This is a genomic window from Klebsiella sp. 141240 (assembly GCF_050600805.1).
In the GTDB taxonomy this organism is placed as follows: domain Bacteria; phylum Pseudomonadota; class Gammaproteobacteria; order Enterobacterales; family Enterobacteriaceae; genus Klebsiella; species Klebsiella aerogenes.
This window is the reverse complement of record NZ_JAQIRK010000016.1, coordinates 1-13,719: the sequence shown is the minus strand read 5'-3', so window position 1 is coordinate 13,719 and position 13,719 is coordinate 1. Positions and strand designations below refer to the sequence as shown.

The following is a 13,719-nucleotide window of genomic DNA, read 5'->3' as shown; positions in this document are numbered from 1 at the left end:
CCAGGGATGTTTTGTTGCCGTGGAAACTTTCAGCCCATCTCAGGATGGGCTTTTTTCACCAGCAACACGCTGATCTCTCGCGCTTTTTACCAATAAAAAGCTATACTGCACTAAAATAGTGCAACCATTTCAGGAGACTGTCAGATGGCAACAGGCACACAGCCCGATGCTGGGCAGATCCTCAACTCGCTGATCCACAGCATTTTATTAGTCGATGACGACCTCGCGGTGCATTATGCCAACCCGGCTGCCCAGCAGTTACTGGCGCAAAGTTCGCGTAAATTATTCGGTACACCGCTGCCAGAATTGCTGAGCTACTTTTCGTTAAACATTGGCCTGATGCAGGAGAGCCTGCAGGCGGGTCAGGGCTTCACGGATAATGAAGTGACGCTGGTGATTGACGGCCGCTCGCACATTCTCTCCCTCACCGCTCAGCGCCTGCCTGAAGGCTATATCCTGCTTGAGATGTCGCCGATGGATAATCAGCGACGTTTGAGCCAGGAACAGCTGCAGCATGCTCAGCAGGTGGCGGCGCGCGATTTAGTGCGCGGTCTGGCGCATGAGATTAAAAACCCGCTCGGCGGCCTGCGCGGCGCGGCACAGCTATTGAGTAAAGCGCTACCGGATCCCGCGCTGATGGAATATACCCAGGTGATTATTGAACAGGCAGACAGGTTACGTAACCTGGTCGATCGCCTGCTGGGGCCGCAGCATCCCGGTATGCACATCACAGAAAGCATTCATAAAGTCGCGGAGCGCGTGGTGGCGCTGGTCTCCATGGAGTTGCCGGATAACGTCAAACTGATCCGTGATTACGACCCGAGCCTGCCTGAGCTGGCCCACGACCCGGAACAAATCGAGCAAGTGTTGCTGAATATCGTGCGCAACGCGCTGCAGGCCCTGGGGCCCGAAGGCGGCGAAATCATCCTGCGCACCCGTACCGCCTTTCAGCTCACGCTCCACGGCGTACGTTACCGTCTGGCGGCGCGTATCGACGTGGAAGATAACGGGCCCGGTATCCCGCCCCATCTGCAGGATACGCTGTTTTACCCCATGGTTAGCGGCCGCGAAGGCGGCACCGGTCTTGGGCTTTCCATCGCCCGCAGTCTTATCGATCAGCACTCCGGCAAAATTGAATTTACCAGTTGGCCTGGCCATACCGAGTTCTCGGTATACCTGCCTATTCGGAAATAGAGGTGTTTATGCAACGAGGGATAGCCTGGGTAGTCGATGACGATAGCTCCATCCGTTGGGTGCTTGAACGCGCACTCACCGGAGCGGGTTTAAGCTGCACCACGTTTGAGAGCGGCAATGAGGTGCTTGATGCCCTCACTACCAAAACGCCGGACGTTTTACTTTCCGACATTCGCATGCCTGGGATGGACGGCCTGGCGCTGTTAAAGCAGATTAAACAACGCCATCCGATGCTTCCGGTCATCATTATGACCGCGCACTCGGATCTCGATGCCGCCGTCAGCGCCTATCAGCAGGGGGCCTTTGATTACCTGCCGAAACCTTTTGATATTGATGAGGCTGTAGCGCTGGTTGACCGTGCGATTAGCCATTATCAGGAGCAGCAGCAGCCGCGTAATACGCCGGTCAGCAGCCCGACGGCCGATATTATTGGCGAAGCGCCGGCGATGCAGGATGTGTTTCGCATCATTGGCCGCCTGTCACGCTCCTCAATCAGCGTACTGATCAACGGCGAATCAGGTACCGGTAAAGAGCTGGTCGCCCACGCGCTGCATCGCCACAGTCCACGCGCCAAATCGCCGTTTATCGCCCTTAACATGGCGGCCATTCCGAAAGATTTAATTGAATCGGAACTGTTCGGCCATGAAAAAGGGGCTTTTACCGGCGCCAATACCGTCCGTCAGGGGCGTTTTGAGCAGGCCGATGGCGGTACTTTGTTCCTTGATGAAATTGGCGATATGCCGCTGGATGTTCAGACGCGACTGCTGCGCGTGCTGGCTGACGGCCAATTTTATCGCGTTGGCGGCTATGCGCCGGTGAAAGTCGATGTGCGGATTATTGCCGCGACCCACCAGAACCTTGAGCTACGCGTGCAGGAAGGAAAATTCCGTGAAGATTTGTTCCATCGCCTGAACGTGATTCGCGTGCATTTGCCGCCGCTGCGCGAACGCCGGGAAGATATTCCGCGCCTGGCGCGCCACTTCCTGCAGATTGCCGCCCGTGAACTGGGCGTCGAAGCCAAGCAGCTGCATCCGGAAACGGAAGCGGCGCTGACGCGACTGGCCTGGCCCGGTAACGTGCGACAGCTGGAGAACACCTGTCGCTGGCTAACGGTGATGGCAGCAGGCCAGGAGGTACTGACCCAGGATTTGCCGTCCGAGCTGTTCGAAACGTCGATTCCCGATAGCCCAACGCAGCTCCAACCGGATAGCTGGGCAACGCTGCTGGGGCAATGGGCCGACCGCGCCCTGCGTTCCGGTCATCAAAACCTGCTATCAGAAGCGCAGCCGGAAATGGAGCGTGCACTGCTCACCACCGCGCTGCGCCATACGCAAGGGCATAAGCAGGAAGCCGCTCGTCTGCTAGGATGGGGGCGAAATACGTTAACGCGGAAGCTAAAAGAGCTGGGAATGGAATAACACCGGACTCAGCGGTGAAATGAACGCCCGGTGAGCTGGCTCACCGGGATTCGCTTAAATAACGCGAGAGAACTGCTGCAGGCGCGCTTTCTGCCGCAGATAGGCATCGAAGCACATACAGATATTACGAATCAACAGACGGCCTTTTGCCGTAACCTGTATTCCTTTTTCATCCACATCCACCAGCCCGTCTTTCGCCAGCGGCGCCAGCAATTTCATATCTTCGGCAAAGTAATCGTTGAAGATAAGATCCCACTGCGTTTCAACCGCCGAGAACTCAAGACGGAAGTTGCAAATCAGGGCCTTAATGATATCCCGGCGGATACAATCATCGCGGGTTAACGCAATACCCCGCCACAGCGCGGTGCCGCTTTCATCGACCTGCTGATAATACTGTTTCAGCTCTTTCTGGTTCTGCGCATAGCAGTCGCCAATCATACTGATCGCCGACACGCCCATTCCGAGCAGGTCGGTATCGCCCTGGGTGGTGTACCCCTGGAAGTTGCGGTGCAGCACGCCTTCACGCTGGGCAATTGCGAGTTCATCGTCCGGCCGGGCAAAGTGATCCATACCGATAAACTGATAGCCAGCGTCGGTAAGGGAAGCGATGGTTTCCTGCAGGATATCCAGTTTCTGCTCTGCGTTCGGTAAATCCGCGTCTTTAATTTTGCGCTGCGCAGCGAATAGCGTAGGCAGATGCGCGTAGTTAAATACGCTCAGACGGTCCGGATTCAGTTCAGCGACTTTCTGCAGCGTGAAGGCAAAGCTTTCCGGCGTTTGCTTCGGCAGACCGTAAATCAAATCGATGTTGGTCGATGTGAAGCCAATCTCACGTGCATGACGCAGCAGCGCAAAGATGAATTCTTCATCTTGTTCACGGTTCACCAGGCGCTGCACTTCTTTATTGAAATCCTGCACCCCCATGCTCAAACGGTTGAACCCTGCAGATCGTAAATGATCCAGTACATCCAGTTCGATTTCACGCGGATCGACTTCGATGGAGATTTCCGCATCGGCGTTAAAGCTGAAGTGGCCACGCAGCAGATTCATCAAGCGGCTAATTTGCGCTTTGTTGAGATAGGTCGGCGTACCGCCGCCCCAGTGCAGTTGGCTAACCTGACGGCCGGCAAAAAGCGGCGCGCGGTGAATAATTTCCTGCTCAAGGACATCAAGATACTGGTCAGCCTTATGCTGCTGACGGGTGACAATCTTATTACAGCCGCAAAAATAGCAGAGCTTATGGCAGAACGGGATATGGACGTACAGCGACAGCGGGCGCTGCGGGTAACGGGCGACGGCGGCGGCAAAATCAGCAGCGCCGAACGCCGGAGAAAACTCCAGCGCGGTGGGATACGAGGTATATCGCGGCCCGGAATAGTTATATTTCTGGATAAGGGCCAGATCCCAGTCGATTAACTGCTCAGACATGCTCACTCCTTCCGATGATGCCGCCGACGGGTACGCCGTGCCGGCCCAACCGCACCTCGGGTCATGAGCCGGTTGCGCAGCCATTTTTGACGCCGCGACAACCGTCTTAGTTTAACGAATAACCACAGCAGATAACATATAACCAGAAGGGTTATAAGCAGGACCGGGAATCCGATGGGATGCAAACGTTAGTTTCCACCCTTCAGCAGACGCATCATATCTTCCTGACGCTCTTCTTCTTCCTCGTCCTCGTCGTCATCATAGGAGAGGCCAAGCTGCTGCATCAGCGCGTCAATACGATCCAGTTTAGCATCGACCCAGGCCTGCTCTTCAGCATTCAGGGTACCGCCCTCTTCCAGACGTTCCAGCAGCGCGTCCAGGCGCTCATCATTCTCCAGCAAATCCAGCTCAGCCTGCGGTGAAAGCATAGGTTTCTCGCTCTTTGGTTTGTGCTGCTTAACGGCCGGGGTGCTTTCAGTCACGCCCAGCGGGATCGGTTTTTTGCTGCCAATGCGTGGGTCCAGCTGCTGGCTGCGGCCTTTGCCTGCTGAAGCAGCATCGCCGCCGCTGGCGCGGCTGCCTGCGGCATGGCCGCGGTGTTTTTTCTGACGTTTACGGTCGCGTGCTTCCTGGTTCAACTCTTCACGCGACTTACCACGTGCTTTACCGCGCGATGCGGATGCCGGTTTTTTCATGATGTGTGATCTTCAGACAGTTTTCTTCAGTATAGAATTGAGGCGGAATCTAGCAGAAAGCAAGCAAAGAAAAAAGGCGACAGATTAATCTGTCGCCTTTTTCCGCACTCACAACCCTTAACGGGTTTCCACTTTCCATGTCAGCTATCGACTTACCCTGTCTTTCCCTTAGCTTCCAACGGTCCTTGTTCTGTCCCTTTCCCTTTTAAAACGTCTCCAGACGTTTGTCATCCTGACAATCCTGGTCTTCGCCTCCTGGCGCTCCTGACCCCTCGTCCTGAGTCGTAATCCTCCGGCATCCTCGCCTTTGCCCACTACTTTACCGCTTTGCCGAAAATCGACAACCACCTGTAGGATGAAAAGCCAGCTTAAGGATATAGAATTTCCTGTAACAGTATGATTTAACGATAATCAATGAATTTGGCGTCAGGTTTTTCTCACAAATTTCGTATAGTCCTTATGGACAATGTCTCACAAACCGCATGGTTTTTACTTACAACGCCGACGTGCGGTAAAAACAGTCTTTTTCTCCCTTTCAGGTATAATCCCCGCCATAGCCTGATTTTACGGAGACGACAGTCTTGACCAACTGGAATTATCAACAGACGCATTTTGTCACGAGCGCGCCTGATATCCGCCATCTTCCATCCGATACCGGAATCGAAGTGGCATTCGCTGGCCGCTCAAATGCGGGCAAATCCAGCGCCCTTAATACGCTGACTAACCAGAAAAGCCTGGCGCGTACGTCAAAAACGCCGGGTCGTACCCAGCTTATCAACCTGTTTGAAGTCGCAGAAGGTAAACGCCTGGTCGACTTGCCGGGGTATGGCTATGCGCAGGTGCCGGAAGAGATGAAAATCAAATGGCAGAAGGCGCTGGGTGAGTATCTTGAAAAACGTCTGTGCCTGAAAGGCCTGGTGGTATTGATGGATATCCGTCATCCGCTGAAAGATCTCGATCAGCAAATGATCGAATGGGCGGTAGAAAGCGATATTCAGGTGCTGGTCCTGCTAACCAAAGCCGATAAGCTCGCCAGCGGCGCGCGTAAAGCGCAGGTCAATATGGTGCGTGAAGCGGTACAGGCCTTCAATGGCGATATCCAGGTTGAGCCTTTCTCTTCGCTGAAAAAAACTGGCGTGGATAAATTGCGTCAGAAGCTGGATAGCTGGTTTAACGAAATCCCGCCGCAAGAAGCCGCCGAAGACGCAGAGTAACCCCCGCTTTTTCCGGATAATGGCGCCCAGCGCCCTATCCGGACGTTCATTTTACGCTGTTGTCAGCGCGTAAAACTTTTCTTTCGCGCAATAAAAAACGCCCCGGTCATAAATGACCGGGGCGGCTAAAATATTCAGCCAAATCCGATTACGTGAAGTAAAAGGTCTGAAAGATAGAACATCTTACCTCTGTACCCTACGCGAATAACTTTACTCTTCTTTCGGTTATGGATAAAGCACTTTTTGTAGTTTTTTTTCACTATTTACATAACAAATTCAAATGACCATCACAAAAATCTATAAGTTATGTTGCTAACTTACAAAAAAGAGCCTTACAGATTGCCCACTTAGTGCGCTTGATCCCAGTTTTCACCGCTACCGACTTCCACCAATAACGGCACTGCAAGCGTGGTGCTGTTTTCCATTAACTCATGCACCTTCTTCGATACGCTATCCAGATCGTCTTTGTGCACTTCAAACACCAGTTCATCGTGCACCTGCATGATCATCCGCACGCGCGGTTTTTCGCTCAGCAGCCAGTCATCAACGGCGATCATTGCCCGTTTAATAATATCCGCCGCCGTTCCCTGCATCGGAGCGTTAATCGCTGCACGTTCCGCGCCCGCGCGGCGCGCGCCATTGCTGGATTTGATATCCGGCAGATACAGACGACGCCCTTCCAGCGTTTCGACATAACCCTGCTCTTTCGCCTGCGCGCGGGTACGTTCCATGTAGTCCAGTACGCCCGGGTAGCGTTCGAAATAGAGATCCATATACTTCTGCGCTTCTTTACGCGGGATATTCAGCTGACGCGCCAGACCAAATGCGCTCATGCCGTAAATCAGGCCAAAGTTAATCGCCTTCGCGCTGCGGCGCTGTTCATTACTGACGCTTTCCAGCGGTAAGCCAAACACCTCTGCCGCGGTGGCACGGTGAATATCCTTACCTTCAGCAAAAGCCTTCAGCAGCCCTTCATCGCGCGACAGATGCGCCATGATGCGCAGCTCAATCTGCGAATAGTCGGCAGACACAATCAGGTAATCCTCAGGCGCGATAAACGCCTGACGAATACGGCGACCTTCGTCATTACGCACCGGAATGTTCTGCAGGTTAGGATCGGTCGAAGAGAGACGCCCGGTCGCCGTCACCGCCTGATGGTAAGAAGTATGAACGCGGCCGGTTTTCGGGTTAATCATCAGCGGCAGCTTATCGGTATAGGTCGATTTAAGCTTCGCCAGCCCACGATACTCGAGGATCACCTTCGGCAGCGGATAATCCAGCGCCAGTTCCTCCAGCACCTCTTCAGAAGTCGACGGCGCGCCGCCAGGCGTTTTCTTCAGCGGCTTGATGCCCTGCTTTTCAAACAAGATGGTTTGCAACTGTTTGGTAGAAGAGAGGTTGAACTCCTCACCGGCAATCTCATGGGCACGTTGTTCCAGCTCAACCAAACGCTTAGCGATCTCCTGCGAATGCGCATGTAGCACCGCCGGATCGATCTTCACGCCGTTGCGCTCAACCCGCGACAGCACCGGCACCAGCGGCATCTCGATATTTTTAAAGATATTCAGCGGGCCTTCATGCTGCTGTAGTTGCGGCCACATCTTCAGATGCAGTTGTAGCGTCACGTCAGCATCTTCCGCGGCGTAACGCCCTGCCTCTTCCAGCGCAATCTGATTAAAGGTGAGCTGATTTTTCCCCTTACCGGCAATCTCTTCAAAGGTGATGGTTTTGTGTTTCAACCAGCGATCGGACAGGCTATCCATATCATGTCGACCCGCGACGCTGTCGAGGGTGTAGGATTCCAGCATGGTGTCGAAGGCAATACCACGCAGTTCAATGTCGTAGTTGGCCAGGATGCCGCGATCGTACTTCAGGTTTTGCCCTACTTTTAGCACCTTGTCATCTTCCAACAGCGGCTTGAGCAGCTCCAGCACGCGTTCACGTGGGATCTGGTCCGGCGCGTCGAGATAATCATGGGCCACCGGCACATAAGCCGCGACGCCAGGCTCAATCGCGAATGACAGGCCAACCAGATTGGCGGAAATGTTATCGAGGCTATCCGTTTCGGTATCAAAAGCAAATAGCGGCGCTTTCTTCAATCTGGCAATCCATTCGACCAGCGTCGCTTCATCCAGGATTGTCACATAATGCTCAGCAGAGAGCGTTGCTGCGACCTCTTCTTCCACAATCACCGCGGCTTCAGCTGGTTTCGCCGCTGGTTTAGCGCCTTTCCCCTGTAGCCATTTGCCGGATTCGACATCGGTGATCCAACGTTTGAATTCATATTGCTTAAAGAGCGCCAGCAGTTCATCAGCCGCCGGCTGCGCAACTAACAGCTCTTCGCAACCCAGATCCAGCTCCACATCGGTTTTTATTGTGGCGAGTTGATAAGAGAGGTAGGCCACCTCTTTGTTCTGCTCCAGCTTCGCCGCCATCGTTTTCGCGCCGCGGAAGGTCAGCCCGGCGATTTTTTCTGGTTCCGCATAGAGCGTATCCAGACCACCCAATCCCTGCAGTAGCGCCTGCGCCGTTTTTTCCCCAACGCCCGGAACGCCAGGTATGTTATCTGAGGAGTCGCCCATCAGCGCGAGGAAATCAATAATCAGTTCCGGCGGTACACCGTACTTATTCACGACCTCTTCCGGGCCGAGGATAGTGTTGGTCATGGTGTTGATTAAGGTAATGCCCGGCGTCACCAGTTGCGCCATATCTTTGTCACCGGTGCTAATCAGTACCGGACGGCCCACTTTTTCCGCTTCGCGGGCCAGCGTGCCGATAACGTCATCCGCTTCAACGCCAGGCACCGCCATCAGCGGCAGGCCCATCGCCTTCACCATCTTGTGCAGCGGTTCGATCTGCGCGCGTAGATCGTCCGGCATTGGCGGACGATGTGATTTGTAGTGCTCAAACAATTCGTCACGGAAGGTTTTCCCTTTGGCATCAAATACCACGACGGCATGCGTCGGCTGATACTGCAGGATCAGGCTACGCAGCATATTCAGCACGCCGTACATTGCGCCGGTAGGCTCCCCTGCGCTATTGGTTAGCGGCGGGAAGGCGTGGTAAGCCCGGTATAGGTAAGAGGAGCCGTCGACGAGGATGAGAGGGTTTTCTGGGATCTGAACCATAATTTCCGTGCCTGTTTATCAGATTATGGGTAAAGGATGCCACAGACGGGCATGAAATCCTGAATTTTTCCCGCATTTAGCCGAAAAGATTCATCGCAGAGGTGAATCGCTGCACAATATTATCTGTGGATAACTTTGTGCATAGTTTTATCGCCTCAGCCAAAAAAGCCTAAACCATGTGACAAAGAATCTTATAAATCATTATATATCAATGCATTAATTATGCACCCAAGGCTATATATGCTTCATGATGACTCAATGTTCCATGTGGATATAAGATTCGCGTTTTTTTCTGTTCTGGTAAGACCCGTTATTTGCCGCGTTTTCTGGTAAAATCAGCCCCTTGCGCGGTTTAAGAACGTTCTTTGCCGGCCTAACTTTCTGAATAAACTAACTATGTCGAGATTACTCGCTGCGATAACACTCCCGCTGAGTATCGCCCTTACCATCTTAGTCACCATTATCTGTTCCGTACCGATTATCATCGCCGGACTGATTAAACTGCTGGTACCTATTCCGGCGGTTTGGCGTTCTATTTCCGTTTTTTGCAATTTTATGATGTATTGCTGGTGCGAAGGGCTGGCGCTGCTGCTGCATCTCAACCCATGGTTGAAATGGGATATTCAGGGGCTGGAAGGGCTGAATAAAAAGAACTGGTATCTACTTATCAGCAACCATCACAGCTGGGCGGACATCGTGGTGCTCTGCGTTCTGTTTCGCAAGCATATCCCGATGAATAAATACTTCCTCAAGCAGCAGTTGGCCTGGGTACCCTTTATCGGCCTGGCCTGCTGGGCGCTTGATATGCCTTTTATGCGCCGCTATTCGCGCGGCTACTTACTGCGCCACCCGGAACGCCGCGGTAAAGACGTCGAAACGACTCGCCGCTCATGTGAAAAATTCCGTTCTCATCCGACAACCATCGTCAATTTCGTTGAAGGTTCAAGGTTTACCGTAGAAAAGAAGCGCGAGACGCGCTCGCCTTACCACAACCTATTGCCGCCTAAGGCTGCGGGCATTGCGATGGCGTTAAACGTCCTCGGCGCACAGTTCGATAAGCTACTGAACGTTACGCTGTGCTATCCGGACAATAATGCCAGGCCGTTTTACGATATGTTAAGCGGTCGCCTGACGCGCATCGTGGTACGTATTAATCTGGTGCCGATTGGCGAGGAGCTACACGGTGATTACGTCAATGATAAAAACTTTAAGCGCGGTTTCCAGCGCTGGCTGAATGGGCTTTGGGAAGAAAAAGATCGCCAGCTCACTGACATTATGCAAGGTAACGAAAAGTCGTAACTATTTAGTCGATAAAAAAAGCCGGTCAGTGACCGGCATTTTTTTATTTCTTTTCAACCAGTTGTTTCACAGTATCTGCGTACTGGGAGACAAATGCGTCCATATTGCTGGTATCCATACCCTGCGGGTTCAGCTGGTATTTACCATTAACAAACATCGCCGGAACGCCCTGCAGCTGTAAATCGGCTGCGGCCTTCTCTTGTTGGGCGACCAGAGACTTCACCACAAAGCTGTTCCATGCCGCGTCGTAATCTTCACCTTTCACGCCCGCATCAACGAAGACTTTACGGATGTCGGCAGTGGACTGCACGGTTTGGGTTTTCTGTACCGCTTCAAACATCGGCGCGGTTACTTTATCTTCAACGCCCAGCGCGATCGCCACAGCCCACGCCTGGGTCAGGTCTTTACCCAACGGGCCCAGGAATTCAACGTGATACTTGGTCATTTTGGTGCCTTCCGGCAGTTTCTGACGTACGTTGTCGGAAACGTGCAGCACTTCTTCAAACTGATAGCAGTGCGGGCAGTAGAATGAGAAGAACTCAAGGACCTGAGGTTCGCCTGCAACCGGCTTATCAAGGGTGGTGTACTGCTTGCCGTCGGTGATCTGGGCAGCGGATGCACTGAAAGCCAGAATCATACCAGCCAGCGCCAGCCAAATTTTTTTCATGATTATTTCTCTCCTGATATATCACATTAATACATTGGCGTTAACTGAAGAGGGGGTTCCTGCAGAACCTTCACCTGCTCAAGAAATGTTGCAGTCTGCCCGCGCCAATAATCTTCCCCGGTTAACCATGGGAAATTTATAGGGAAAGCAGGATCGTCCCAACGCCTGAGCAGCCACGCCAGATAATAAACTAAACGCATGGCGCGTAAAGGTTCGATGAGAGCGATTTCGTCCGTATTGAACGGACTGAATTCTTCATAGGCCTCAATGATGGTCTCCAGCTGCATGCGCTGTTCGGCTTTATCGCCATTCAGCAGCATCCAGAGATCCTGTACTGCCGGGCCGGTGCGGGCATCATCTAAATCAACAAACAGCGGACCATCGCGCCACAGGATATTGCCGGCGTGGCAGTCGCCATGCAGACGAAGCGTATCCGCACGCCCGTGCCACCGTGCCCTGACGGCATCGATGAGTTTATCAGCCGCACTCAGGAAATCAGCCTTCAGGCCAGATGGAATAAGCGTCGCCTGTTCGAATACCTGACGTGGTTCCAACAGATATTCTTGTACGCCAATCTCCGGGCGCGCATTAAAACGCTGCTTACGACCGGTCTGGTGCAGGCGGCCAAGATAGCGCCCGACCCATTCTATTTGGTCAAGATTATCCGCTTCGAACTGGCGGCCGCCGAGGCTTGGGAAGACGGCAAAGAAGAATCCTTGATGTTGATGTAGCGTGCTGTCGTTAAATAAGAGCGGCGCGGCAACGGGCACTTCATCTTCTACGAGTTGAAGCGCAAACTGGTGTTCTTCGAGGATCTGTTCTGCAGACCAGCGTTCAGGACGATAGAACTTCACCACATAGCGGCGGCGGTCTTCGTCCTGAAACTGGTAAACACGGTTCTCATAGCTATTAAGCGGAGTCAGACCGGAGTCGACCCGCATTCCCAGATCGAATAATCCATCAATGATGGTATCCGGGTGAAGCGTCTGAAAAGTAAAAGCGTTATCGTGCATCCTGACATCCGATAATCGTACGAATGCTTCAGGATATCATCTCGTAGCTGGTTTCGCGGCAGCACTTACAACCTTTTACTCTTTAATAACACCGCGCGCGCGTAACAGTGCGGTTTTAAAATCCTCTTCATAATCTTTCTGAATACCCGGGATGACAGCCTCTTTCGATGAATCACGCATCTTCAGGTGATAAATCAGAATATCATCAGAAAGATCGGCTAGTTCACCTTTATAACCTGCTTCCGCCGCCAGTTTCTGCAAGAATTGCATCAGGTTCAGTTCAGGTTCTTTTTGCCAGGCTGGCTGGAGAAGCTCAATTACTTCATTCAGGCGTTTACATTTCATAGTCATGCTCCTTACTCTTGATAGGGACAAGTTAACAGGGTCAATCCCACAATGAAAGAGGCGATATTAATATGCAAAGCGAGGCAATAACCGGCGTCGTGCTGGCGGGTGGAAGAGCTACGCGCATGGGCGGTGTTGATAAGGGATTGCAGTTGCTGAATGGTCGTCCTCTCTGGCGTCACGTTGCGGATTCATTAGAGCCGCAGGTAGGCAGATTAGTGATTAGCGCTAATCGCAATCTTGAGTATTGGCATACCAGCGGATATGCCGTTTATCGCGATACCCAAGCTGATTTTCCAGGCCCACTGGCCGGAATGCTTGCCGTTATGCAGCAGGTAGATAGCCCATGGTTTGTATTTTGCCCCTGCGACACGCCGTTCATCCCCTCTTTTCTGGTCGAGCGTTTGGTACAACAGAAAGCTTCAGCGCCGGTGGTTTGGGTACACGATGGCGAGCGCGATCATCCCGCCGTTGCATTAGTCCACCGACGAATTATTCCGGAGCTGGAGACTTATCTGGCTCATGGAGAACGCCGGGTGATGGTCTTTATGCGTCAAGTGGGCGGGCACCCGGTGAATTTCAGCGATGTGAAATCAGCATTCATCAATGTGAATACGCTGGATGATTTGCAGCAGATGCAGGAGTCATCATGATCCCATTACTGGCGATCGCCGCATGGAGCGGTACCGGGAAAACAACACTATTAAAACGCCTGATCCCTGCACTCTGCGCCAAAGGATTACGCCCGGGGCTGATTAAGCACACTCATCATGATATGGATGTCGATAAGCCAGGCAAGGATAGTTACGAATTGCGCAAAGCTGGCGCTTCGCAAACTATTGTCGCAAGCGCGCAGCGTTGGGCGCTGATGACAGAAACCCCTGATAAACCCGAATTAGATCTTCAATGGCTGGTAAGCAGAATGGATCCGGAAAAGTTGGATTTCGTTTTGGTGGAGGGTTTTAAGCATGAACCTGTACCGAAGATCCTGCTTTTCCGGCAAAACAGCGGACATCGTGTAGAAGAGTTAGTGATTGATGAACATACGATAGCAGTGGCCAGCGATGTGCCCATCGCGACGTCACTTCCGCTGTTGGATTTAAATAATATTCCACAGATCGCGACGTTTATTGCGAGTTGGTTAGAGAGGCAATAGCGGTGATATAGGTGGGATTTTCCCGGAGGCGGTGCTGCGCACCTTTTCCGGGCTACGGGGTCTGTAACCCCGGTAAGCGCAGCGCCACCGGGGAGATGGCGGCGCGTCTGGCCGCAAAACACAAAAACAAAAGGCCCAGTCTTCCGACTGAGCCTTTCGTTT

12 protein-coding genes are annotated in these 13,719 nt (G+C 52.8%); 6 read left to right on the top strand and 6 right to left on the bottom strand.

Translation table 11 applies throughout. The annotated features are described in order from the left end of the window. Positions 1-144: 144 nt before the first annotated feature. Both glnL and glnG read left to right on the top strand, forming a co-directional pair. Complete coding sequence (gene glnL / locus PGQ95_RS21315) at positions 145-1,194, top strand: nitrogen regulation protein NR(II) (protein WP_015368972.1); 1,050 nt, start codon at positions 145-147, stop codon at positions 1,192-1,194. An 8-nt stretch (positions 1,195-1,202) separates the two neighbouring features. Further along, the gene (gene glnG / locus PGQ95_RS21310) at positions 1,203-2,612 is read left to right on the top strand and encodes a nitrogen regulation protein NR(I) (RefSeq protein ID WP_087858753.1); all 1,410 of its coding nucleotides are present in this window, start codon (positions 1,203-1,205) and stop codon (positions 2,610-2,612) included. A 54-nt stretch (positions 2,613-2,666) separates the two neighbouring features. On the opposite strand, the gene hemN is transcribed toward glnG, so the two are convergent. Both hemN and yihI read right to left on the bottom strand, forming a co-directional pair. Then, a complete protein-coding gene (gene hemN / locus PGQ95_RS21305) occupies positions 2,667-4,040 on the bottom strand; it encodes an oxygen-independent coproporphyrinogen III oxidase (protein WP_430919244.1) in 1,374 nt (457 codons plus the stop codon). Between the two features lie 188 nt (positions 4,041-4,228). Next, positions 4,229-4,735 carry a Der GTPase-activating protein YihI gene (yihI, locus tag PGQ95_RS21300; protein WP_113374883.1) on the bottom strand — a complete coding sequence of 169 codons (507 nt, stop codon included), beginning with the start codon at positions 4,733-4,735 and terminating at the stop codon, positions 4,229-4,231. 581 nt (positions 4,736-5,316) lie between these two features. On the opposite strand from yihI, the gene yihA reads away from it, so the two are divergent. After that, positions 5,317-5,949 carry a ribosome biogenesis GTP-binding protein YihA/YsxC gene (gene yihA, locus PGQ95_RS21295; protein WP_087858755.1) on the top strand — a complete coding sequence of 211 codons (633 nt, stop codon included), beginning with the start codon at positions 5,317-5,319 and terminating at the stop codon, positions 5,947-5,949. A gap of 347 nt (positions 5,950-6,296) precedes the next feature. Here the strand turns inward: yihA and polA are convergent, their stop codons facing one another. Continuing rightward, the gene (gene polA / locus PGQ95_RS21290) at positions 6,297-9,077 is read right to left on the bottom strand and encodes a DNA polymerase I (protein ID WP_087858756.1); all 2,781 of its coding nucleotides are present in this window, start codon (positions 9,075-9,077) and stop codon (positions 6,297-6,299) included. Between the two features lie 396 nt (positions 9,078-9,473). Here polA and PGQ95_RS21285 point away from each other — a divergent pair, with 396 nt between their 5' ends. Then, positions 9,474-10,376: an acyltransferase gene (locus PGQ95_RS21285; protein ID WP_047054470.1), complete on the top strand. Its 903-nt coding sequence runs from the start codon at positions 9,474-9,476 to the stop codon at positions 10,374-10,376. A gap of 43 nt (positions 10,377-10,419) precedes the next feature. Here PGQ95_RS21285 and dsbA read toward each other — a convergent pair whose 3' ends face one another. The 3 genes from dsbA to PGQ95_RS21270 all read right to left on the bottom strand — a co-directional run bounded on the left by dsbA (position 10,420) and on the right by PGQ95_RS21270 (position 12,401). Further along, a complete protein-coding gene (gene dsbA, locus PGQ95_RS21280; protein WP_015368980.1) occupies positions 10,420-11,043 on the bottom strand; it encodes a thiol:disulfide interchange protein DsbA in 624 nt (207 codons plus the stop codon). Positions 11,044-11,069: 26 nt separating this feature from the next. After that, the gene (locus PGQ95_RS21275) at positions 11,070-12,056 is read right to left on the bottom strand and encodes a serine/threonine protein kinase (protein WP_411325991.1); all 987 of its coding nucleotides are present in this window, start codon (positions 12,054-12,056) and stop codon (positions 11,070-11,072) included. 75 nt (positions 12,057-12,131) lie between these two features. After that, entirely contained in the window at positions 12,132-12,401 is a 270-nt protein-coding gene (locus PGQ95_RS21270; protein WP_015368982.1) for a YihD family protein, read from the bottom strand. Positions 12,402-12,472: 71 nt separating this feature from the next. On the opposite strand from PGQ95_RS21270, the gene mobA reads away from it, so the two are divergent. Then, on the top strand, positions 12,473-13,054 hold the full coding sequence (mobA, locus tag PGQ95_RS21265; protein ID WP_430919241.1) for a molybdenum cofactor guanylyltransferase MobA: 582 nt from the start codon (positions 12,473-12,475) through the stop codon (positions 13,052-13,054). Further along, on the top strand, positions 13,051-13,557 hold the full coding sequence (mobB, locus tag PGQ95_RS21260) for a molybdopterin-guanine dinucleotide biosynthesis protein MobB (RefSeq protein ID WP_213317852.1): 507 nt from the start codon (positions 13,051-13,053) through the stop codon (positions 13,555-13,557). The genes mobA and mobB overlap by 4 nt, the downstream gene beginning before the upstream one ends. The last annotated feature ends 162 nt before the right edge of the window (positions 13,558-13,719 follow it).

Excerpts from the sequence above, each read along its gene's own strand:
- PGQ95_RS21270 (WP_015368982.1), bottom strand. The coding sequence starts at position 12,401 with ATGAAATGTAAACGCCTGAATGAAGTAATTGAGCTTCTCCAGCCAGCC.
- dsbA (WP_015368980.1), bottom strand. The coding sequence starts at position 11,043 with ATGAAAAAAATTTGGCTGGCGCTGGCTGGTATGATTCTGGCTTTCAGT.
- PGQ95_RS21285 (WP_047054470.1), top strand. The coding sequence starts at position 9,474 with ATGTCGAGATTACTCGCTGCGATAACACTCCCGCTGAGTATCGCCCTT.
- polA (WP_087858756.1), bottom strand. The coding sequence starts at position 9,077 with ATGGTTCAGATCCCAGAAAACCCTCTCATCCTCGTCGACGGCTCCTCT.
- yihI (WP_113374883.1), bottom strand. The coding sequence starts at position 4,735 with ATGAAAAAACCGGCATCCGCATCGCGCGGTAAAGCACGTGGTAAGTCG.
- PGQ95_RS21275 (WP_411325991.1), bottom strand. The coding sequence starts at position 12,056 with ATGCACGATAACGCTTTTACTTTTCAGACGCTTCACCCGGATACCATC.
- glnL (WP_015368972.1), top strand. The coding sequence starts at position 145 with ATGGCAACAGGCACACAGCCCGATGCTGGGCAGATCCTCAACTCGCTG.
- glnG (WP_087858753.1), top strand. The coding sequence starts at position 1,203 with ATGCAACGAGGGATAGCCTGGGTAGTCGATGACGATAGCTCCATCCGT.
- mobB (WP_213317852.1), top strand. The coding sequence starts at position 13,051 with ATGATCCCATTACTGGCGATCGCCGCATGGAGCGGTACCGGGAAAACA.
- mobA (WP_430919241.1), top strand. The coding sequence starts at position 12,473 with ATGCAAAGCGAGGCAATAACCGGCGTCGTGCTGGCGGGTGGAAGAGCT.
- hemN (WP_430919244.1), bottom strand. The coding sequence starts at position 4,040 with ATGTCTGAGCAGTTAATCGACTGGGATCTGGCCCTTATCCAGAAATAT.